This is a genomic window from Paenibacillus sp. FSL R7-0272, assembly GCF_037969905.1.
Classification (GTDB): domain Bacteria; phylum Bacillota; class Bacilli; order Paenibacillales; family Paenibacillaceae; genus Paenibacillus; species Paenibacillus polysaccharolyticus.
On record NZ_CP150221.1, the window covers coordinates 199,733 to 222,446 of the forward strand.

General features: G+C 45.6%; 16 protein-coding genes. 11 read left to right on the forward strand and 5 right to left on the reverse strand.

Annotated features, from left to right (window positions below; genetic code table 11):
- The first annotated feature begins 257 nt into the window (after positions 1 to 257).
- The 9 genes from MKY23_RS00970 (at position 258) to MKY23_RS01010 (ending at position 13,598) form a co-directional block, all read left to right on the forward strand.
- On the forward strand, positions 258 to 2,615 hold the full coding sequence (locus tag MKY23_RS00970) for a sensor histidine kinase (protein WP_339834591.1): 2,358 nt from the start codon (positions 258 to 260) through the stop codon (positions 2,613 to 2,615).
- Positions 2,603 to 4,222: a response regulator gene (locus MKY23_RS00975; RefSeq protein ID WP_339834593.1), complete on the forward strand. Its 1,620-nt coding sequence runs from the start codon at positions 2,603 to 2,605 to the stop codon at positions 4,220 to 4,222. Before MKY23_RS00970 ends, MKY23_RS00975 begins: the two co-directional genes overlap by 13 nt.
- A gap of 322 nt (positions 4,223 to 4,544) precedes the next feature.
- The gene (locus tag MKY23_RS00980) at positions 4,545 to 5,864 is read left to right on the forward strand and encodes an extracellular solute-binding protein (RefSeq protein ID WP_308723430.1); all 1,320 of its coding nucleotides are present in this window, start codon (positions 4,545 to 4,547) and stop codon (positions 5,862 to 5,864) included.
- Between the two features lie 326 nt (positions 5,865 to 6,190).
- Positions 6,191 to 7,060: a sugar ABC transporter permease gene (locus tag MKY23_RS00985; RefSeq protein WP_154891546.1), complete on the forward strand. Its 870-nt coding sequence runs from the start codon at positions 6,191 to 6,193 to the stop codon at positions 7,058 to 7,060.
- 15 nt (positions 7,061 to 7,075) lie between these two features.
- Positions 7,076 to 7,957 carry a carbohydrate ABC transporter permease gene (locus tag MKY23_RS00990; RefSeq protein WP_221790116.1) on the forward strand — a complete coding sequence of 294 codons (882 nt, stop codon included), beginning with the start codon at positions 7,076 to 7,078 and terminating at the stop codon, positions 7,955 to 7,957.
- A 325-nt stretch (positions 7,958 to 8,282) separates the two neighbouring features.
- Complete coding sequence (locus MKY23_RS00995) at positions 8,283 to 8,900, forward strand: polysaccharide deacetylase family protein (RefSeq protein WP_339834600.1); 618 nt, start codon at positions 8,283 to 8,285, stop codon at positions 8,898 to 8,900.
- A 176-nt stretch (positions 8,901 to 9,076) separates the two neighbouring features.
- Complete coding sequence (locus MKY23_RS01000; protein ID WP_090924269.1) at positions 9,077 to 10,330, forward strand: mechanosensitive ion channel domain-containing protein; 1,254 nt, start codon at positions 9,077 to 9,079, stop codon at positions 10,328 to 10,330.
- Between the two features lie 342 nt (positions 10,331 to 10,672).
- Entirely contained in the window at positions 10,673 to 12,625 is a 1,953-nt protein-coding gene (locus MKY23_RS01005; protein ID WP_339834603.1) for an AraC family transcriptional regulator, read from the forward strand.
- A 121-nt stretch (positions 12,626 to 12,746) separates the two neighbouring features.
- Positions 12,747 to 13,598, forward strand: a complete 852-nt coding sequence (locus MKY23_RS01010; RefSeq protein ID WP_339834604.1) for an aldo/keto reductase — start codon at positions 12,747 to 12,749, stop codon at positions 13,596 to 13,598.
- A 198-nt stretch (positions 13,599 to 13,796) separates the two neighbouring features.
- Here the strand turns inward: MKY23_RS01010 and MKY23_RS01015 are convergent, their stop codons facing one another.
- Entirely contained in the window at positions 13,797 to 16,970 is a 3,174-nt protein-coding gene (locus tag MKY23_RS01015; protein WP_339834607.1) for an alpha-mannosidase, read from the reverse strand.
- 373 nt (positions 16,971 to 17,343) lie between these two features.
- Here MKY23_RS01015 and MKY23_RS01020 point away from each other — a divergent pair, with 373 nt between their 5' ends.
- On the forward strand, positions 17,344 to 18,276 hold the full coding sequence (locus MKY23_RS01020) for an AraC family transcriptional regulator (RefSeq protein WP_339834610.1): 933 nt from the start codon (positions 17,344 to 17,346) through the stop codon (positions 18,274 to 18,276).
- A gap of 260 nt (positions 18,277 to 18,536) precedes the next feature.
- Positions 18,537 to 19,574: a fibronectin type III domain-containing protein gene (locus tag MKY23_RS01025; RefSeq protein ID WP_339834612.1), complete on the forward strand. Its 1,038-nt coding sequence runs from the start codon at positions 18,537 to 18,539 to the stop codon at positions 19,572 to 19,574.
- 122 nt (positions 19,575 to 19,696) lie between these two features.
- Here the strand turns inward: MKY23_RS01025 and MKY23_RS01030 are convergent, their stop codons facing one another.
- From MKY23_RS01030 to MKY23_RS01045, 4 genes are all read right to left on the reverse strand, one after another.
- Positions 19,697 to 20,383, reverse strand: a complete 687-nt coding sequence (locus tag MKY23_RS01030; RefSeq protein ID WP_154891540.1) for an ABC transporter ATP-binding protein — start codon at positions 20,381 to 20,383, stop codon at positions 19,697 to 19,699.
- Entirely contained in the window at positions 20,383 to 21,504 is a 1,122-nt protein-coding gene (locus MKY23_RS01035) for an ABC transporter permease (RefSeq protein WP_339834615.1), read from the reverse strand. The genes MKY23_RS01030 and MKY23_RS01035 overlap by 1 nt, the downstream gene beginning before the upstream one ends.
- Positions 21,505 to 21,617: 113 nt before the next feature.
- Positions 21,618 to 22,184, reverse strand: coding sequence for a TetR/AcrR family transcriptional regulator (locus tag MKY23_RS01040; protein ID WP_339834618.1), 567 nt, complete (start codon positions 22,182 to 22,184; stop codon positions 21,618 to 21,620).
- Between the two features lie 186 nt (positions 22,185 to 22,370).
- Positions 22,371 to 22,706, reverse strand: a complete 336-nt coding sequence (locus MKY23_RS01045; RefSeq protein ID WP_339834621.1) for a helix-turn-helix domain-containing protein — start codon at positions 22,704 to 22,706, stop codon at positions 22,371 to 22,373.
- Positions 22,707 to 22,714 lie beyond the last annotated feature (8 nt).

Sequence of the window (22,714 nt, forward strand, 5' to 3'; positions counted from 1 at the left end):
TATGAGCGATCTTCACAGCTAACCGTGAAGGTCGTTTTTTTTACGCCGAATAGGACACATCCACATTGAGTTCAGCTTTTTTCCACCTAACGCCCAACCTCTCTACCAATACAAACCGGCACAAAGCGATAAAAGGTGTTGAGGCTCTTCCAGATCCAGGCATATAATATACAATTGTATGCAGTCCGAGGGAGCGTAAATCTCTCGGAAATCTGAGAAGAATGGAGGGTCCTGTATTGAGCAGGAAGTTAAATCTGATGTTACGTATAAGAGAGTTTATGCAGCGTAAACCCAAAACACTCGCCTTTAAAATTCCCTTTGCGTACTTTGTTATTATTCTGCTAACGGTGGCGTTTAGTGCGCTGGTGTTGAACCGTATTTCGGAAAATGATGCGCAACAGAAGATCAACGAAGCATCTCTGCAGACGATTACGTCGATCCAGACGAATGTCAATCTGATGATCGAGAATGTGAACAATTATTCGAAAATGATTTTCTCCGATCCGAACCTGCAAAACCTGCTAAGGCAAGGCAATGTATATTCTAATTTGCAGATGCAATCCAAGGTTAGTTCGTATTTGACCAACCTTATGCAAGCGGTTCCAATAATTGATTCAGTCTACATTTATGACAATTCGGGTCACCGTTTTTCGGTGGGTACACAGCAGTGGCCGGCTTTTCTCGAAGCGAATGTGAAAGATGCACCGTGGTATGAGCAAGCTCTAAATTACAAAGGGCGATACCTGCTCAGGCTGAATGGCGGTGACAGCAACGAAAAGGAAGCCGGAGTCGGAGCGGTAGCAGAGAACATTAACAACACTGTATACACATGGGCAGATGTAAAAGAGAATAAACGTCAGAACTCTCCTAATCATGAATTTGTTAACAAAGTGACGAGCAAGAACTCGAACAATAATGATCAAGGCTATGAGCAACTCAATAGAGAAATTCATGAAAACGAAAACACTAGCAACATGGACAGCAAAAATACCAACGATATAAACAATAGTCAAAATGTCGGCAGGACCCCGGCCAACGGAAAAAGTTCAGAAATGGAGACTGAGAACGAAACAGAACAGGGAGAAGAAAAAGATAAAGAAAATGAAAATAAGAAAGAGAAACAAAAAGAGAAAGTGGTCTCTTTTATTCGTCTAATGCGTGACCTGGATGATACCTCTCCACTCGGCTTTCTGGTCATGAATATCAAAGAGAAATCCATTGCGCAGGCTTACGCTAATCTACCGGCATCCGATTCATTTCAGGTAGCCATTCTGGACGAGCACCAGCAGATTATCGCATCGAATGCCACTACAAATACGGCAACGAACACCATGACAAATGCTGTAAAGAATGCAGATTCTACTTCTTCTTCAACATCTCTGGCATACACAGCCTCATCAAAATCTACCGCACATACGGCAACTCCAACAACTACGGAATCAGAAGAGGCAATTCCATCTGATGCTTCCTCGTCCACAGCTCAGAAACAAGCAAGTATGCAAGAGATTTTAGAGGCCAATCAAGCAAAGTTAAAACAGGCATTTCAGGAACAGCCTTCAGGCGTTCTGACTCTACATTCCGGAGGACAAGATTACGCGGTGACCTACCGCTCAGCAGGTGAAGATCAGTGGAAGTACATCAGCATGAGTCCATATCGTGCAACGGACACCCGCAACACATCTCTAGTTCTGCTTGCTTTTATGCTGCTGGCGGTGAATGGGTCTGTCTTTTTTGTCAGTTCTTTTATTATCTCTCGTAGCGTCATCAAGCCGATTCATAAGTTACTCCGATCCATGCAAAAAGCACCCAGTGGCAACTTCCGCAAAGTTAAAGTGGAGCTGAACAGTTACGAATTCCAACAGCTTTACAGTGGCTATAATCAGATGATTGAGCAGATCGAGCAGATGCTGAGTCGAATCATTCAGGAGCAACAGACGATCCGCCGAGTTGAGCTAAACACGCTCCAAGCACAGATCAAACCGCATTTTCTGTACAACACACTCGACTCGATTACTTCTCTGGCGATGTCGGGTATGAACGATAAAGTGTGCGAGATGCTGGAGGCACTCGGAAGTTATTATCGGCTGAGTGTGAGCAAAGGCAATGAGGTCATCACACTACGCGAAGAGGTTGAGATTGTACGTCATTATTTGATCATCCAGCAGGTACGTTATCCGGGTGTATTTGAGGTGCAATACGATATCGAGCCGGACTGTGAGCAGATGATGATTCCAAAACTCGTACTCCAGCCGTTGGTTGAAAATTCACTCTATCATGGCATTCGCGCCAAGGGCAGCTCAGGCATTATACGTATTCAGGCGCAGCAATCGGGAGATAGCGTTACTTTAACACTTACAGACGATGGAGCGGGGATGTCCGAGGAACAAGTGCAGCAGATTCAGTGCACAGAAAAGCACAAATTCTTAAGGCCTGTGCATGATCAGTCACAGTCTAGCTCCAATGTGAATGCAAGCTTTGGTCTGTGGGGAACGATGGAGCGGCTGCGTATTTTTTATGATCGTGAAGATGTGTTGAATCTTAAGAGTGTGCCTGGAAAAGGAACCACCATAACCATTACGATCCCGAAGGGAGACGTTGGATCATGGAACCATTAAAAGTATTGCTTGTGGATGACGAATATCTCATCCGAAATCTACTACGTATGCGCATCGATTGGCAGGAACAAGGCATGCAGATCGTTGGCGAAGCCTGTGATGCGGCAGAAGCCTTAGAGCAGATAGAGTTGTTACATCCCGACATCGTATTCACGGATATTTATATGCCCAAGATGGACGGCATTGAGCTGAGTGGTCTCATTTTGAAGCGTTATCCGAACATCAAAATTGTAGTGGTGACAGGACATGATGAATTTGAATATGCACGTCAGAGTGTGAAGCTGGGTATATCCGATTTTATTTTGAAACCCATTCGAGCTACTGAATTATTACAGGTCACCACCAAGCTGCGAGCGGCTATCGAGCAGGAGAGAGGAAGGGAATATGAGCTGTCCAAGCTGCGAGAGGAGATGAAGCGCAGTCTGCCGTATCTCAAGGAACGTTTTGTGAGTCAGTGGCTACAAGGGGTGTTGCATGAGGAAGAGGTGCGGGAACAGGTGCGTTTCTTCGGCATTCCAATCGCTGCGGACAATCCACAGTCTCGAGTAGCCATCATTGAGGTACAGGCCACGTTACCTTCACAAGCGGAGACTACTACAGAGGAAGTTCAGATCCTGATGCGTATGAATAGTTTGAAGCACGTACAGACCTATTACCAGCAGGATATATACAAAATCATTGTCATGGACACACACAATCGTATTGTCATCCTTACGACTCACCCTGATGCCAAGCTAACCGAGCAAGCTGAGCAAATTCTGGGAGAACTTCGATGTCTGCTGAAAGTTGACGGTTCCGAGGCAGACGTAACGATCGGGATTGGACAGCTGTATTCCGGGTGGGAGAGTGTCTGTATTGCTTACCGTGAGGCATGTCGTGCTCTGGAGTACCAGACGTTTGTGGGGAAAAACCAGGTCATCTGCTTCGAGGATCTCGTAATCGAAAGCGATAAACGAAGTCAGCCGTATCGCTCGGATAAAGGGCTTCTAGAGCAGCTGCAATTCTGCATTAGTGTTGGTGCGGGAGAGGAGGCTGTGTCTTTACTTCAACAGATCCTTGCTACCCCATTTTCCAATCCAGCACAGTTCCGCATGGCGGCTATGGATGTAATTACCGAATGCCAACGTGCAGCCATGGAGCAGCAACTTGAAGGTGAGCAGGTATTCAACCAGGAAGCTGTTGCCATGATGCTGATGTCAGAGCATTTACCAGACTTGAGGGCGATGCTGGAGCAACATGTCCGGGCCATATCAGGTGTGATTAAAGCCAAACGACAAGCGAAGGAAGTCAATTTAATCGATCAGGTCAAGGCATATTTGGAAGAGCAGATGAGCAATGCAGAGGTGGGGTTGTCGAGTACAGCCGCGGCTTTTTACGTAAGTCCGGGTCACTTGGGGCGTTTGATGAAAAAAGAAACCGGGCAGACGTTTGTTGAATATTTAACGCAGCTTCGTATGAAGAAGGCCGAATCATTGCTGAAGCAGACGGATTTGAAAGGGTATGAGATTGGGGAGCAGGTAGGCATCCCGGACCCGCATTATTTCAGCGTGTTATTCAAAAGACAGTTCGGCCGATCCATGAACGAGTACCGGAACGTCCGAAATTAACCCTTTACACTTCGAAATGGTCGCGCTTTCAATTGTGTTCGAATATTACAAGTCGATGCCTGTTTTCTAAATGGAGCACAGTGCGAACCACTACTAAAATATGGATACATAGTTGAATTACTTTTTACACTAAAACGGAGAAGACAGAAAAAACCTGAAGAAAAGAAGAGTTCGCCTTTATCACGGGATTTTACCCTTTCAAAAGGGAATCAAAAAAATCTGGGGATAACAGCGATCGTAAGGTTATTCTGTCATCGGAGTGTACGTGTAAATATCTGAGTTCAACGATGTACAGAACCAATAAAAAGATCAGGGAGGTCATATGATGAAAGCGCTATTAAAGAAATCTTTAAGTCTGTTTCTGGCTCTGGGACTTGCGGGAAGTCTGGCTGCATGTTCGTCCGATTCGTCTGGCGGAGCACAGGGGGGAAGCAACGGTAAGATCAAGCTGACGCTGTGGGATCAATCGGTTGGTACAACAGACCCGTCAGCCAAACTGCTACCTGAGATTGTGGAGAAATGGAACAGCGAGCATCCCGATATCCAGGTTGAACGTACAGGCACAACAGGTGAACAATACAAAACGAAAGTGAAAACATCCATCGCAGCTGGTGAGTCACCAGACCTGTTCTACGGAATGGGTGGGGGTAGCTTCATGCAGCCCTATATTAAATCCGGTAATGTACTGGAGATTACAAGTTATCTGACTGATGATATCAAGGAACGTATGGGTCCCGGGATGGCAGAAGCGATCAATATGGATGGCAAAATCTATACGCTGCCTGTGTACACACACATCGCCAACCTTTACGTGAATACGGAACTGTTCGAGCAGGCAGGTGCCAAAATCCCGACTACATATAACGAGTTGCTGGATGCTGTCACCAAATTAAAAGCGGCTGGAATTACCCCAGCTGTGATTGGTGAGAAAGACCGCTGGCCGGGCATGTACTGGTACGACATGATCGCGATGCGCCAAGCGGGGAATGCGGCGGTGATCGAGGCGTTCAAGGATCCGTCCAAGTGGGATTCACCGGACTTTGTCGCGGCCGCTACCAAGATGCAGCAGCTGGCACAGGCCGGAGCATTCAACAGCAGTATGTTCAGTATGAGTTATGACGAGATGCTTGGGGCGTTTAATGCAGGTAAAGGAGCGATGATGTTCCAAGCCAACTGGGTGAATGCAGGTATTGAAGACCCGTCTGCCTCGGCTGTCAAAGGCAAAGTGAAGGTGATTCCGTTCCCGGTATTTGAGGATGGCAAAGGCACCAGCACTGAAATCTTCGGCGGAGCCGTCGACGGTTTCTACATCAGCCAGACGACTAAACATCCGAAGGAAGCTACGGAATTCCTCATGTATCTGAGTGAGCAACTAGGCACACAAGGTTTCCTGGCGGGAGCGGGACTGCCAAGCTGGAAAACCGATTCACTCGACACCTCCAGCTTGTCTTCTCTCGATCTGTCTGCGGCGGACATTATGAAAACGGCCACTTCGTTTATCGCTTGGTGGGATAATATTCTGCCAGCTGAGTCTGCGGAAGCACACAAAAATCTGATCGCACAGCTGCTGGCTGGTGACGTGACGCCAGAGGAGTTCTGCAAACAGATGGCGCAGCTGAAACCAACGGAGCTAAGTCTATAGGTTAAACAGGCAAGTAAGTATAGGGAAATGCCATGTGCGCGTTCATTTACACTTGAACGGAGAGGACAGAAAAAACCTGGAAAAGCGGAGCTAAAAGCTTTCTGAAAGAAAGCTACATCGGAAGCATATGCTTCGCCTTTATCACCGGATTTTCCCCTTTAGAAAAGGGAGTCGAAAAAATCTGGGGATAACAGCGATTGTAAGGTTATTCTGTCATCGGAGTGGATTGTGTAAAATCATTGGTTCAACTTATATAACCATCAAAATAATGCCCAAACGAGGCGTGATCCGGGATTTCCGGTCACGCCTTTGAGAGGAGAAGAGTCATGAACTCTGTATTTTCCAATAAAGGTACGATTGCCGTTTTTGTACTACCTACACTGATTTTGTTCTGCGGCATTGTGCTGATTCCGATCTTTGTCTCCAGTTATTACAGTCTGCTCGATTGGAATGGCGTGGGGAAAGGCGCGTTTATCGGCCTGGACAACTATGTGGAGATGTTCAAGGATACCCGAGTGATTAACTCGATCAAAAATTCCCTGCTATTTGCAGGTGCCTCTGTATTCATTCAGTTGCCAATCTCACTGGTGCTGGCGCTGATTCTGGCCTCTAACATAAAAGGCGAGGGCTTTTACCGAACCGTATATTTTATTCCTGTACTGATCTCCACGGTCGTTATTGCCCAGTTATGGTCGAAAATTTATAATGCCGATTACGGTCTGCTCAATGTGATGCTACAGAATATCGGTCTATCCAGCTGGGCGCAGGATTGGCTGGGTCAGAAGGAGACGGCTCTGACGGCCTCCTTCATTCCAACGCTCTGGCAGTACATGGGATATCATATGCTGCTGATGTATGCTGGGGCAAAATCCGTTTCCCAGGATGTCTTAGAGGCGGCACGAATCGATGGTGCTTCCCGGATGCGTGTGGCATGGTCCATTATGATCCCGCTGATGAAGCCGATTCTGAAGGTATGTCTTGTATTTTCGGTAATTGGGGCGTTTAAGGTGTTTGACCTGATCTATGTACTGACAGGCGGCGGGCCATTTTACAGTACAGAGGTGCCGAGCACGCTGATGTACGCTACCATTTTTGACACGTTCCGGTACGGATACGGCAGTGCTATTTCTGTTTTTATTATCGTGGAATGTCTGGTGTGTACCATCCTTATTAATTCGTTGTTCAAGACAGAGTAGAGGGAGGGAAGACGTATGAGTACGGTTAACAATATCATGTTGCAAAAAAAGCCCCAGCCTCGGCGCTCCCTCACCGGAGCTATCGGCAAAGTGTTAATGCAGGCGTTTCTGATCCTGATCGCCGTCATTCAGATCTATCCGCTGATTTGGCTGGCCCTGTTTTCCCTGAAGGATAACAGTGAAATTTTCAGCGGCGACGTGGCAGGGCTACCCAAAGCCTTTCTGTGGAGCAACTATACCAAGGCACTGTCTGATGGGCATGTCCTGAACTATTTTATGAATAGCGTGCTGGTCACGGCGGTCTCCATTATTCTGGTGCTGATCCTGTCCTCGATGACGGGATACGCGATTACAAGAATGAACTGGAAGCTCAGTGGGCTGACGATGACGTTGATTCTGCTCGGAATGATGGTGCCGATTCATGCGGCGCTCCTGCCGTTATTTATTATTTTGAAAAACCTGAGTCTGCTCAACAGCTACTGGGCCTTGATCATTCCTTATGTAGCCTTCGGCATTCCGATGGCGGTCTTCATCCTGGGTAGCTTTTTCAAAGGTATCCCGAGAGAGATGGAGGAGTCTGCCGTTATCGACGGATGCGGGATTTACCGCACGTTTTTCTCCATTATCCTGCCTCTCGTAACTCCTGCGATCTCCACGGTAGCGATATTTACATTTTTGTCGTGCTGGAATGAGCTGATGTTTGCAGTCACGTTTATTAACAATACAGCGTATCAAACGCTGACGGTGGGCATGATGTCCATGGTTGGAACGTACATTACGCAGTGGGGCATCATTGGCGCGGGTCTAATGATTACAACCGTACCAACGGTTGTGATCTATCTGCTCCTGAACAAACAGGTGCAGAAGAGTATGATTGCTGGTGCGATTAAAGGTTAGCTTTTTGCTAGTGTGATTACTATATAAGTTCAACTATTTTTTACACAAAAACGGAAAGGACAGAAAAAATCTGGAAAAGCGAAGCTAAAAGCTTTCTGAAAGAAAGCTACATCGGAAGCATACGCCTCGCCTTTATCACCGGATTTTTCCTTTTAAAAAAGGGAATCAAAAAATCTGGGGATAACAGCGATTGGAGGGTTGTTCTGTCATTGGAGTGCTTGTGTAAACATATCAAGTTCAACTTATATGGACTAGACCCCAGCTTCCAGCCGTGGAATAATAAGGGGGAGTTGAACTGAGCAGTCAGAGAGGGGAATGTGGTTACATGATGGCGCAGTTAGTTGAGCAGGTATCTGTACAGGAAAAGGTTGTAGCTTTTACGTTTGATGATGGCCCGCATCCGGTGTATACCCATCAAGTGCTGGACATTTTCCGCCGTGCAGGCGGGCATGCAACGTTTTTCATGATCGGCAAGGAGATGGAAACATACCCGGACATTGCGGCACAGGTGCATCGTGAAGGCCATGAGATTGCCAATCATACATACACCCATCCGAACCTGACCGAGCTTACACTGGAGGAGGCCGGGGAAGAATTGCGGCAAGCAGAACGCCTTGTTCAAGAAGTCACGGGTGATGCTGCCCGCAGCTTCCGTCCGCCTTATTTTGGCGTGAACGGGGACATTCTAGCTCTGGCTGCGGAGCGGGGTTACCGGACGATCGGTGCGGTGAACGGCGGTGCACAGGATTGGGACAATCCCGGGGTTGAACACATTTTGGAACATACCCGTTCCGTGGTAAAACCCGGCAGTGTTTTGATCTTCCATGACGGATACGGGGAACGTTCCCAGACTGTTGAGGCAGTGCGTGTGCTGGTGGAGGAACTGACGGCAGAAGGGTATCGCATGGTCACGGTGAGTGAATTGTTAAGAATGGCCGAGTGACATGCTGCTGTAAGCTGTAAAACAAATTGTCATAAAATAGAGCAGACCCATCATTTTATAGATTGATGGGTCTTTTTGTTGTGTAAATGGAGGTAGAGCATCTCCCATGTGTTTTACTTTACTATAGAATCTACTCTATAATAGTAGGCTAAACTAGACTGCGTCAGGAGGAAGTTATGGATTTTATCAAAAAACAGTTAACGGAACTCGGCATGACTGAGCCTTCCCTTGGATACTTTTCCAGTGTAATTATGATTATTTTTATTGCACTGATCTCGATGATTGCCAATTATATTGCCAAACGACTTGTACTTAAGGCCGTGCATCGGATTGTGAGTCATAACCGGTTCAAATGGGGGCATATCGTTGTTCAGAAAAAGCTGTTCCAGCGACTATCACACCTTGTACCGGCTATTATCATCTATTATACGGCTTACATTTTCCCGGGTTATCAGGCTTTGATTGAAAAAGCGGCCATGACCTACATGATTGTTATCATGATTACGGTGCTGAATGCATTGCTGAACGTGTTCGATGATATCTATCGTACCTATGAAGTGTCTAAAATCCGCCCGATCAAGAGTTATATTCAGGTGGCTAAAATAGTACTGTTTATCATTGGCGGTATCATTGTGATCTCCAGTCTGGTCGGACAGAATCCGTTGATCATCCTCAGTGGACTGGGGGCTTTATCAGCAGTATTGATGCTCATCTTCAAAGATTCCATTCTGGGTCTGGTCGCGGGTGTGCAACTGTCATCCAATGATATGGTGCGAGTAGGCGACTGGATTGAGATGCCGAAATACAATGCGGATGGCGACGTGATCGACATTACATTGAATACGGTGAAAGTCATGAATTTTGATAAGACGATTACCATGATTCCGAGTTATGCGCTGATCTCTGACTCATTCCGAAACTGGAGAGGCATGCAGGTTTCCGGCGGCAGACGGATTAAGCGGAGCATTTTTATCGATATTAGCAGTATCCGTTTTTGTGACGAAGAGATGGTGGCTGAATTCGAAAAAATCCACTATCTCACCGATTATGTCACGTCGAAATTAAAAGAAATCGAAGCGTACAACGTAGAGCATCAGGTAAATCGGGAAAGCAACGTAAATGGCAGACAACTCACTAACATCGGTGTATTCCGTGAGTATATTCATCAATATTTGCGACATCATCCGAAGATTAATAAGGATATGACGATGATTGTGAGACAGCTTGCTCCGGAGGATCGCGGATTACCTCTCGAAATTTATGCGTTCAGCAATGACACCAACTGGGCTGTGTATGAGAATGTGCAGGCAGATATCTTTGACCATATCTTTGCAGTTGCATCAACGTTCGGGCTGCGTGCCTTCCAGAATCCAACAGGGCATGACATTGTACAGCTCAAGGAAAATAAAGAATACGTGCGAGAATATTAATGGGGTATCCTATCCATCAAGCACTTTTTGGGAGTGACTCTCCAATTCTTGCATAGTTTCATGATGTAGCTATACAAATAGCTCCAGTGAGTAGCGCTAGTATAGTTACACTACGTAGTTCAGAAGATATTTAGAATAGCCATTAACCTCTCCGGTTGATGGCTTTTTGTCTGTGATATAATAGGGCATATTTTAAGCACATAGTAATGAGGCGAGCATGGGAAGATGATGAGGAGTGGTAACGTTTCCCCTGAAAATCGCTATTGCTTCAATATACAGGTAAAGAATAACTGACTTCATAGAATTCGAGATACAGTACACGTACAGACAGGGGGGATGTTGATGGAGAGGATAATAGATTGGAATGCTTATATCGAGCAGTGGAGTCGAGCGACTGCACATTTACAGTCTATTCAGTCATATCATGTGAAGGGTAATCCAGCCCCTAATTTGTCCGAGCTCAAGCTTGAGGCAAGCACAGGTTTTTTCTTTATTCTTACGCGTGGAGAGATCGAGATCAGGATGTCCTATAAAATATATCGATGTCGCGCACCTTACATTTTCCACGGAGGAGCCGATAACAACATGAGTTTTGGAGTACCCAATGACAATCAGGAATGGGATGGTTATTTGGTTTTATATACAGCAGCATCTGCATCGTCGGAGGATCAGGGGAACCTAGCTCTGTCTTACGGGTTTACACCAAACGCAATGCTGCCAATTCAGGAAAAATGTGAAGCGATGGAACGTCACTGGAATAGCAATGAGCTTTTAGATCGGCTACAAGCCCAATCACTCTTTTTACCGATGGTGTACGAGGTTTTGAGCCAAAAACTGCAGACATTGGCGCAGCCAGAGTATACTAAAACCAACATCGTGACCGAGGCAATCAAATATATTAAAGCGAACTATATGGAGTCCATTACAGCGGAGAAACTGGCGGGCAGATATGATTGCAGCACGAGTTATTTATCGCGTTTATTCCGCAATCAGATCGGACTAGGGCCAATCGAGTATCTGATTCATGAGCGTGTCCACCGGGCCAAGCAGCTACTGTTGAAGTCGGATGCACGGATTCAGGATATTGCAACCAAGGTAGGCTATGCAGATGTATATTATTTCAGTCGATTATTCAAAAAACACACTGGTCGTTCCCCACTTCAGTTCCGCGCAGAATATCAACAAGCAGCTCAGGTTCAGAATAATCCATTACATGGGTTGGAATCGTCCATTGTCTCCCCTCCTTTTGATTCCCATAATGAGAATGAGTCTTATTATCAATTGAGTGAGGAAGGGGATACATCCATGTTTCGATTTTCAAGGCCTGCTTTTGGAGCCATGATGGTATTATGTACATCGTTGATTCTTAGTGCATGTCAGGCAAGCAATTCCACAGGAGGGGCTGCGGCAGCTCAAGAGCCTGCAAGCCAAACAGCAACGGCGACCAAATCAGACAGTGCTGCTGCGGAAACGAGAGTTTATAAACACTTAAAAGGCGAAACAGCCATCCCTGTGTACCCACAGCGTGTTGTTAGTTTCTTTCATCTTGGCGAGCTGATCGCACTTGGCGTGAAACCGGTGGGCACAACGACATATGTTCTGGACAACCCGCATATTAGCGACAAAACAGGCATTACCGATATCGGCATACCGCCAGATGCGGAGAAGATTCTGTCCCTGCAACCAGACTTGATTGTAACAACACCTGCATTAGCCGAGATTGTGGAGGGTGGGTATGATGCACTGAGCAAGATTGCCCCAACCATTGTGATCGAGCAGAATAATGAACCCATCAAAGATATAGAGATGTTTGGGGATATTCTCGGTAAACAGGAAGAAGCAAAGCAGTGGAATGAGAAGTTTACAGCCAAAATTGCAGAGTACAAAGCGAAAATCAGCCCTTATGTTCGTGCGGATGAAACGTTCTCCATATTAAACGTACGTCCAGATGCCCTTTTTGTATACGGAGATACCAATATGGGTGGCAATATTATTTATAAGTATCTTGGATTGAAGCCGGCAGCCAAGGTAGAGTCCGATGTCATTCATGGCGAAACGTGGGAGGTATCTAGCGAGGTGATTCCCGAGTTTATCGGTGACCGTCTGTTCCTGGCTGTGAATAAGGGGGCGGAGGACAAGCTCAAGGATGTACAGAAACTGGTCGATGCCTCACCAGCGGGGAAATCAGGCCATGTGTACTCTATTGATTTTGATCAGTTCCTTCCGAGTGACCCTATTGCGGTAGAGAAACAACTGGACATCATTACAGATCTAATTATAGGAGATGGCAAATAGAACGGGAGTTGCCCGAATTGATTCAAGCCGGCGTGAAGGGGTAGAATAACGAGAGAATGCTTTATATTTCCAGTGCTGTTCAGGAAAGATCATACCACCTTTTACAAAGGAGAGTTCTCGAATGAATCATATCCCGGAATACACGTTGAATGATGGCTTGAAAGTGCCTGCGATTGGATTTGGTACGTACAGTTTGAAAGGGGAAGCAGGGGTTCGATCCGTTGCGTCTGCGTTGGATGCAGGGTATCGCTTGATTGATACGGCATACAACTATGAAAATGAAGCTACCGTTGGTAGAGCAATCAAACAAAGCTCCATTGCGAGAGATGAACTGCTCATTACCTCCAAACTGCCGGGCAGATATCATGCCTATGACAAAGCGTTGGTCGCAATTCAGGAATCGCTGTATAGAGCCGATCTGGATTATTATGACCTATACTTGATCCACTGGCCTAATCCGAAGAAAGACATGTATGTAGAGGCATGGCAAGCTTTAATCGAAGCGAGAAAACGCGGATATATCCGCTCCATCGGTGTCAGCAACTTCCTGCCTGAACACAATGAAAGGCTGATTCAGGAGACGGGCGTCGCACCAAGTCTGAATCAGATCGAGTTACATCCGTTCTTCGATCAAGCGAAGCAACGGGAGCAGGATGCGAAGCATGGCATTGTGAACGAATCCTGGAGTCCCATCGGACGTGGGAACGATGCCTTGCAGGATATTTTGAAGGACGAGAATATTGTCCGCATTGCAGAAACGCATGGCAAAACGCCTACACAGATTATATTGCGCTGGCATATTCAGCTTGGCTCTATTCCGATTCCTAAGGCAGGCTCCTTGCAGCATCAGCAGGAGAACATTAATATTTTTGATTTTGAGTTGAACAAGGAGGAGATGCAGGTCATCGCTTCGTTTAAGCGTCCGGATGGACGGTTGTGGAATCAAGACCCGAGCGAGTATGAGGAATTTTGAGAGACTACCGAGATTACTGAGCATTTGAAATAGAACACATAGAAAAGAGTGTCCTCGTCCATAAGGACAAGCGGCACTCTTTTACATATGGAACGATGTACCGGCCAGCATCTAACCAGATTCCCGAACAGAACACATCTATGCTTTTACATCTTTTGGCATTCACCGCTTTATGACAAGCCTGCTCAGCCAGATGCCTTATACGCGCGGAATACGGAACGTCAGAATCTCGTAAGGCTTGATATCAAAAGCAATACGCGCGTTTTCCACACGGCACTCCGCTTCAATGTTCTCCAGCAAATCACATGCGTACGCTGTGACGTCTGTTCCCTCGGGCAATTGCAGGGAGGCACGGCTGCGGCGGCCATGGGCTTCATAGACACGGATGATCATGTCATCATTGTCCTCGGCCTTTTTAATAACCTCTAGCACGACATTCTCCTGATCCACAGAAGCGAGCGACCATGTACCCGGCAATGTTCCGGTTTGTGAACCTACTTCCAGACCAACCAGTGGACGGTTAAGATCATAAGCTGCCTGGATAACTCGTCCCTCACGGAAATCACCCTGATGCGGATAGAGGGAGTAAGTGAACACATGCTGCTCTTTGTCGGCATTTTCGTTCGGATAGGTTGCGCTCTTGATCAGGGATAGACGCATCACCGAATTGTGAATGTCATATCCGTATTTACAGTCATTTAACAGGGCAACGCCGTAGCCGCTCTCCGCCAGATCAGCCCACTTCTGACCACATACCTCAAAACGAGCCTGATCCCAGCTTGTATTGCGGTGTGTTGCGCGTTCTACGTTACCGTACTGGATTTCATAGACGGCTTTTTCACTCCAAATATCGAGCGGGAAGGCAGCTTTCAGCAACAAATGCTCCTGTTTCCAGTCTACGAAAGTGCGGAAGTCGATTCGCCGTGTATGTGCGTAGAAAATGATAGTCTGCTCAACGACAGAGTCCAGGAAATGTCTTTTCACTTGAAGCACGGACCGTACTGGGCCGCTTTCTACCCATCCCATCGACTGCAGGTCATTGATCTCCCACATATGCTGCTCATAATAATCATCAATGTTCCATGCCTCGTACTCTGCAGGGCGATCCTCGAATACTTGCAACACATTGCCGCGCTCGCCGGATTGAAGCAGTTCACGCCCCTCCAGCTTGTCCCACACGGATACAAATTCAGCACTATCATTCAGGCGAATATCATACCAAGGGGTCTCGATGGATTGCTGTTCGGACTGCCACTGGGCAACCGATACACCTGCACTGCCAAGATCAGCGGCGGCATCCGGCGTGATGCGGAACGTTTTGTATCCTGATGCAGGCACGTTTTCGGCAAGGAACACAAGTCCGCCTTCTGGCGTGTACTGACTTGGTACAGGACGATCTCCATCATGTACGGTTACTTTTTTCGCAAAAGCAGGCAGTTCCACCACATCTGTCCGTGCAAAGCCGGTAGGATTAAAGACAACGATGGCTTCGCCGTTCGACGTAATCTGGCTTACAATGCCGTTCAAGGCGCTGCTTTTCAACTCGTCCGTGACACGCAACACCTCTTCATATTGCTCCTGCGAATCGATGTATACTTGTTCAATGGAGCTGCCTGGCAAAATATCATGGAACTGGTTCAGCATCGTCAGCTTCCATGCATGTTCCAATGCGTCAGTTGGATATACGGCTTGTGCATCCGCCTGACGTTGAATCATAGAGAACAGCTCTGCATCGGACAGTGCAAATTCGCTGTGACGGTTATATTTTTTATTACGAGCCATGGACGTGTACGTACCGCGATGATATTCCAGATACAGCTCGCCCGACCAGCGCGGAACGGAACGTACGCCGTCTAAATTCTGCTCTAACTTTTCAAAAAAATCACGCACAAATGTACGTTTCACCGTGGGTACGCCGGGGAGTCCTTTTTCAAGCCGTCTGCCGTGCTCGAGCATTTCCTCCGTTGGTCCACCGCCGCCGTCTCCGAAGCCGAAGCATTGCAATACATCGGTGTTGATGGTTTTGTTCTGGTATCGTTGCCATGTGCCTTTCACTTGTGAAGCGTTAAAACGTCCGTTGTATGTGGTCTCGAAACGGTGCTTTCCAAATTCCGGATGTGGAATATAGTCTTTGGCCGTGATGAAATGTGTCAGAACCTCCGAACCGTCAATGCCTCTCCAGTACATCGTATCGTTTGGAATCTGGTTAGTGTCATTCCAGGCAATCTTGGTCGTCATAAAATAGTCGATCCCGCTCTTGCGCATAATCTGCGGCATCGCTGCGCTATAACCGAATACATCGGGCAGCCAGAGCACACGGTTCTCTACGCCGAATTCTTCCTTGAAGAAACGTTTGCCATAGATAATCTGACGGATCATCGATTCACCCGAGATCAGGTTGCAATCTGCTTCCAGCCACATCGAACCTTCTGCTTCCCAGCGGCCTTCGGCCACTTTTTCTTTGATTTTCTCATATAAAGACGGGAAGTCGGCTTTTAAGTATGCATAGAGCTGAGGCTGGGAGGACATGAAGGTGTACTCCGGAAATTTATCCATCAGATAGAGCACACTCGCGAAGCTACGGATAACCTTCTCACGTGTCTGATCCAGCGTCCACAGCCATGCTACGTCAATATGAGTGTGACCAATGCAGTGAACGGTCGGGATATGATCACTGTCGGGGCGAGTTTCTCCATAGATATGGTTTTGCAGATACTCACGTGCTTTCAGTACGGATGCGTGAAAAGCTGTGCTGTTCTCTTGGCGTAAATCAAGCAGATTTACAGCTTCGTTCAGCTGTTCGATCAACTTCAGACGCTCCAGATCATCCTCGCGTAGCAGGTCTGCCGCATCCAGTGCAGCCTTCAGGTCATAATACAAATTCGAGACAGGCTCATGATGCTCGGCAATATATACGTTCAGGAAAACATCGGCTGCGGACGTGCTACAGTAGGCATACAGCGCCAGCTCAAACTCTTCCCCTTTGACAGCGGATGGCGTCAGGTCAATCTCAGTATGATTCACATCCAGACCGCAGATGAGCTCTCCGTTCAGGAACGCCAGAAACTGCGGGTTATCGTAATTCCAAATATCTGTGGCACCGGTAACGATGGCGCAGACGACCTTTTTTCCTTCCAGATGGTCGGGAATGCGAATGCGGGTTTTGAAGCAGCTGTGTACATCTTTGCCGCCCCAGCCATCACCTTTGCGGAACACGTTCCATGAGGAAGGGTCTTCATGCACGAGATCCCAGGTATGGTATCCGCTCTCTTTATGATAAAGCTCGGGTATATATGTCTTTGACGTTAATCGTGCACTTTCCAAGTGTTTCACAATCGTATGGATTCGAGTAGACAAGGAATTCAATTTCATATGTGTTTCCCACCTTGGTATTTAGTAAGTACAGGCTGTAAGGGCTACTTCAACAACAATAGAAGCTTCATTATTGAAAACGCTGACATTTTAACTTTATCATATCAAACGAAAAATGCTAGAAACTACGTAATGTATGCTGGAAATGCCGTATTTTTATTGCATTTCATGCTAAAATAGACGTATGAATGATTAGGGCGTGTCTTGAAATCTACTGAAGTGCATCTTTTACCCCCTTTTCGCCCCCTGCTACGTCACTTCCCCTTGACGTGCCCCGGCACGCCTGCGGGAAACTTCCTTGCTTGGAACGAAAATTCGGCAAAATCTGCTTTCTTCAGCGTTTTCAGACACGCCCTAGGGAAGGAGCATGTCCATGACATCATCGGTTTTGACATATGAGAAGGGATATGCGATCCATGTGAACCAGCCAGGGGATTCGCTTTATTATTACCTGGATTACGACGAGCGTTCGCATGACCTCAATATGGAATTTCAGCATTTTCATAATTTCCATGAAATTTGCATTCTGCTGGATCGGACCGCTGCACATATTATTGAAGGCAGTTTATACGAGATGCAGCCCTATGATATTGTGTTGCTTCGGCCTGCTCTGCTTCATAAAACCCAATATCCGAAGGGTGTGCCACCCAAAAGGTTAATGATTAATTTTGCTATGCCTCGCAGTTTACCTGGACTTGAGAGCGGTTACAGCGAGCTGTTTACGATATTTAATGCGCAGGTTCCCATTTTCCGCTTCTCGGAAGAACGGCGTAAGGAAGTTCTTGCGCCCCTTAACGACATTTTTGCGATATCACAGCAGTTATCTCCTATTCAATCGGTAGCTATTCATCATAAGTTTGTCGAGTTTCTATGTGGTCTTCATCGCTATGCGGCGGAGAATAGTTATGTTCGCGAGGAAAAAGGATCATCCATGACTCAGCGGATGTATGCCATTGCTTCCTATATTCACAGTCACTATCAGCAGGAGATGTCGCTGGATGAGGTGTCCAGACGCTTTTATGTCAGTGCACATCATCTATCGCGCCAGTTCAACAAAGTCACAGGCTTCACATTTACGGAATATGTGCAGATGACCCGAATTCGAAATGCCCAACAAATGTTACTACATTCGAGTGAGAAAATTACGGATATTGCCGCCCAATGTGGCTTCACCAGCTTTTCGCAGTTCAATCGCATTTTTAATAAGCAGAATGGAATGTCGCCAAGTGCGTATCGACGTAGCAGACCAGCACGGGATGAACGTCAGATGGTAATTGTAGGAGGAGGGAAAAACGTAATAACCTAAGCGAGATGAAGAGAGGAATTGAATACAGAGTATCGTCTGAATTATGTGGGAGAGTCGAATGAGGGGAAATTGATTAGCGTAAAAAAGGAAGAGTCAGCAAAGAGGTTATGATGCTGGCTCTTTGTTATGGAATGAAAAAGTTATACATAATCTTAATTTTATTTCACACATCAAAATTTACAATATATTCCATCTTATGTTTGGACAAAGGAGAACATGAAGGATAGTATGATGTTTATAAAAAAATTGGAGGTTTCGTAATGTTAAAGAAATTAAAAGGTTTCATTGGTCTAACCGCGTTCATCCTGTTAGTCTCATCTTTTTTTGGATCGAGTGTAATGGCTGCAACAGTGGGTGAACCGTTATTAGCTGCTGAGCAAGGGTGGCACAGAATAGATGATAAGGATAGTAGAATTGTCTATAGTGGTAACCAGTGGACAACAACGACAGGACCTCAATTCTATGGGAATTCGTTGCATTATCTGCCGAATAATCCAACGAACTCTTCTCAAACTGTAAAATTCTCTTTTTATGGTACACAGTTAAGAATCATTAGTACCCTTTATCAAGACTACACATCAAATCTAGTAATCACCATCGACGGTGTTGATTATGCTCCCGTTTCTGTAACTGGACCATCAGTTCAAATCAATCAAGCTCTTGTGTTTGAAGTAGCTGACCTCGTTTCAAAAGAACATACTGTACAAATAAAATCTACGGATACTAAAAGATGGGTTCTAGACGCCATTGATATTGATGATACCGGTTATTTAATCAATCCTAATCTTGCTTCTCCGATCTTAAAAGCAGAACCGGTTGTTTCTAAGATTGATCTCAGCTGGAATACCGTTAATGGGGCAACTTCATATAATGTTAAAAGATCCCTTTCGGCTGATGGGCCCTACGAAACAATTGCTACAGTAAATTCAACTAACTATTCAGATTCTAACGTTACAGAGGGAACTACATATTATTATAAAATCACGGCCGTAAATAGTGTTGGAGAAGGGGCATCTTCCAATGAGGTTTCTGCCTCCCTTTTAATCATTCGAGAAAGAGCACTATTAACAATCACGTTGAACACGGGATTAGAGAAGGAATTTGATCTATCTATGCCCCAAGTAAATGCTTTTATTAATTGGTATGAAACAAAAGCTTCGGGTAATGGCCCCGTAATGTTTGTAGTCGATAAAGGCAAAAATAATATCGGGCCGTTTAAGAGTAGAAAAGACTATATCATTTTCGATAGAATCCTTACGTTTGAGGTTAATGAATATGTACCGACTACCACAGAATAAATAACAATAATAAAGAGCAGCAGAACTGAAAATAGTTTCTGCTGCTTTTTATCTTGAAAATGCTAGATAGCTAAATGAAGCAGTTATCCTACTAAAATAGTAGTTATCGGTTAAAGTTCATTCTAAGACGTTGCAGCGAGCGTTAAAATTCCGTCATTCATTCGGTATACCTTATCGCAGTACGCAAGCATACGCTCATCATGCGTGACCATAATGGCCGCTTTTTGGCGTGATTTCACCTCTTGTGCCATGAGACTGACCACTTCATGGGCTCGCTTGGTATCCAGACTTGCGGTGGGTTCGTCTGCCAGAATCAGGTTAGGATCATTCATTAAAGCACGAGCAATGGCTGTCCGCTGTTTTTCGCCGCCTGACAATTCCTCTGGGAATTTCCGCAACTTCTGTCCGAGTCCTAGCTCTTCCAATAGCTTCATGGCAAATTGTTGATCCTCCTTACTGACGGTTCCGGACATTCGTTTTACGACAAGGAGCTGATCAAGAACATGCAGATAAGGAACTAGATTAGATGATTGCATGATAAAACCGATTTCTTTGAGCCGTATCGTGGACAACTGTTTCTCCGTAAGCGTCGAGATCAGATTTCCATTTAGTCTGACTTCTCCCTCAGATGCTTTAAGCATCGCCCCAGCGATCGACAGAAATGTACTTTTACCAGATCCGGATGGTCCAACGACAGCAGCAAATTCTCCTGGTTCTACGGATAAGGACACATGGTCAAGAGCCTTCATCTGATTACTTCCTTCACCGTAAACCATTGTGACTTCATTCATCTGCAGACCTGTAGTCATTATTCAACCCTCCCGAGCGCTTTAAGCGGATCAATCTTGGTAATTTTGCGAACAGACACCAACGAGCTTAACATTGCAATCACGAGCAGAATGATGGAATAGGTCACAACAAGACTAGTCTCCAGCTTGAATGGCATACCTTTAGGCATAATCGCAGCAGTTCCATAAGTCAGCAAAATACCGACCAGAATACTTGTTACCGACAGCACAAATACTTGCGATACGATCGTTTTACTCAGAAATTTATTGCTGGCACCTATGGCTTTCATAATGCCGAATTGATTCGTCTTTTGCATCGTGATGACATAAAAGAATACACCCAGTACAAAGGCAGATATAGCGAGCAAAAAGGCCAGCATCATCAGAATCGTACCGTTCTCTTCTTTGTATCCGGGCATGCCTTGTACTGCTTCGCCCCGAGTAACGGTATCCGTACCAGACAACTTGTTATTGATTTCAGTTGCATCTATATTCTCGCCTTGCAGCATGATGGCATTCACAGGTTCAGCCAAGCCTTTATCGGAACCTGGAGCAGCAAAGGCAATCTTCCGCCATTGATCGATCGGTGTAAATACGGATGCAACGTGGTTATACGTCTCATTCTCCACAAAACCGATAATGGTTAGGGATTCGGTCGTACCATCTAATTGAAATGTATCTCCGATTTTGAAGCCCTCATCTTTAAGGGAAGTATTCACCACTACACTAGTAGGGTTATCCGAAGATAGAGGTTTACCCTCGACTACCTTCGGTTCTAGAAAACTTCCTGGAAGAATGCCTATAATCGCAATATCGACCTTATCTTCGTTCTTTGAATTTTCACCCTTCATTGCTGTCGCCATCGTGCTACCCATGGGTGCGGCAGCTTCAACATTAGGCAGCTTTTCAGCCTCCGGCACCCGTTGACCAGACAATAAAGACTTGCTCATGGAAGACTGGGATCCTTCTTCAAAAATGACATAGTCCGCTTTCATATTCTTAAAGGTAGATGCAGCTAGCGTGGATAACCCATTGCCTAGACCGGATAAAATAAATACCAGCCAAGCGATCAATACAAAAATGATGATAATCATTAGAAATTTCAATTTACTGTGCATTAATTCTTTTACAGCTAAAAACACTCTCTCAACCCCTTTTATGACACTTGTGTCAAATTTGAAGTGTCGCGACACACGTTCTCATTTATTAAACAATATAATTGACACTTGTGTCAAATTAGTCCCAAGAAGAAAACTCATCTCTTGGCTCCTCCAATCCACGTTTGAAAAAGCAGTTTACCCCAATCAGCTGTAGGCAAATTCATCATGTTAGGTGTATTAAACAAGTTAAAAAAGACACCAATAAGTACAGGTAGAGGGATATCTTGGCGGAGAGATTTATCCTGTTGAGCGCGTTCAAACAAACGTGATAATTGATGTTTGAGTGTCTGGTGCGCTTCTTCAATAAATTCAAGATCTCTTGCTGCTGCAGGAGAGTTGGAGGTATTAATTTTATTCGCATCCCCTAGAAGCTGATGGAGCGCTGCTTCTTCAACGTAAATAAGTAGCAGTTCTTCAAGTGCTTTCATTGGATCGGACTCATCAACGGCTGACGCATGTTCTAATACATTAGCGATGACTCTTTTCATGCAAGCAGCCACAATCTCCTCTTTATTGGCGTAATACTGATAGATGGTACTCCGAGCTCCGGAGAGATGCTGCGAAAGCAGCTTGAGGTGGAAACCGTCGTATCCATGCTCAAGCACCAATTTTTTGGTCATATCCAGCAGCTCTGTTTCCGTAAACGATTGCTTTCTTCCCATGAACAATCTCTTCTTTCGTCTGATTTAAAACTAAAACGTGTCTTGTGATCGTAAAATGGTGCAGCGACTGCAACACAATCTACTGAATATACTCAGTTTAGCATAAGATACCCGAATGCCGAATATAGACCATTGAAAATGACAGGGAATCCATCTTTATTCGTTGTCTCTAAAAGCATTACCGCTTTAACGATTCTTTTCGCCCCACTCGCACAGCTGTTCCAGCACCGGTAATATTGTCTGTGCTTTCGATGTCAGTGAATATTCTACTTTGGGCGGGATCTGTGGGAACTCCTTACGCGTAACTAATCCATCGGCCTCGAGTTCCTTGAGCTGTGCACTTAAAACTTTGTACGTGATCGCTCCAATCTGCCGCTGCATTTCATTGAAACGAACCGGTTGCTTGGCAGCGAGCAAATATAAAATAATCATCTTCCACTTACCACCGATGACAGACATGGTGTAGCCAAAAGGTGTATCTTGAATAGCTATATTCTCACCGTCATAGTCGGATATGCTCATGTTTACAC

Coding starts and splice junctions, on each gene's coding strand:
- MKY23_RS00975 (WP_339834593.1), top strand. CDS start 2,603: ATGGAACCATTAAAAGTATTGCTTGTGGATGACGAATATCTCATCCGA.
- MKY23_RS01045 (WP_339834621.1), bottom strand. CDS start 22,706: ATGAGCATATCCGACTATGACGGTGAGAATATAGCTATTCAAGATACA.
- MKY23_RS00985 (WP_154891546.1), top strand. CDS start 6,191: ATGAACTCTGTATTTTCCAATAAAGGTACGATTGCCGTTTTTGTACTA.
- MKY23_RS00970 (WP_339834591.1), top strand. CDS start 258: ATGTTACGTATAAGAGAGTTTATGCAGCGTAAACCCAAAACACTCGCC.
- MKY23_RS01040 (WP_339834618.1), bottom strand. CDS start 22,184: ATGGGAAGAAAGCAATCGTTTACGGAAACAGAGCTGCTGGATATGACC.
- MKY23_RS01000 (WP_090924269.1), top strand. CDS start 9,077: ATGGATTTTATCAAAAAACAGTTAACGGAACTCGGCATGACTGAGCCT.
- MKY23_RS00995 (WP_339834600.1), top strand. CDS start 8,283: ATGATGGCGCAGTTAGTTGAGCAGGTATCTGTACAGGAAAAGGTTGTA.
- MKY23_RS01005 (WP_339834603.1), top strand. CDS start 10,673: ATGGAGAGGATAATAGATTGGAATGCTTATATCGAGCAGTGGAGTCGA.
- MKY23_RS01030 (WP_154891540.1), bottom strand. CDS start 20,383: ATGACTACAGGTCTGCAGATGAATGAAGTCACAATGGTTTACGGTGAA.
- MKY23_RS00990 (WP_221790116.1), top strand. CDS start 7,076: ATGAGTACGGTTAACAATATCATGTTGCAAAAAAAGCCCCAGCCTCGG.
- MKY23_RS01015 (WP_339834607.1), bottom strand. CDS start 16,970: ATGAAATTGAATTCCTTGTCTACTCGAATCCATACGATTGTGAAACAC.
- MKY23_RS01025 (WP_339834612.1), top strand. CDS start 18,537: ATGTTAAAGAAATTAAAAGGTTTCATTGGTCTAACCGCGTTCATCCTG.
- MKY23_RS00980 (WP_308723430.1), top strand. CDS start 4,545: ATGATGAAAGCGCTATTAAAGAAATCTTTAAGTCTGTTTCTGGCTCTG.
- MKY23_RS01020 (WP_339834610.1), top strand. CDS start 17,344: ATGACATCATCGGTTTTGACATATGAGAAGGGATATGCGATCCATGTG.
- MKY23_RS01010 (WP_339834604.1), top strand. CDS start 12,747: ATGAATCATATCCCGGAATACACGTTGAATGATGGCTTGAAAGTGCCT.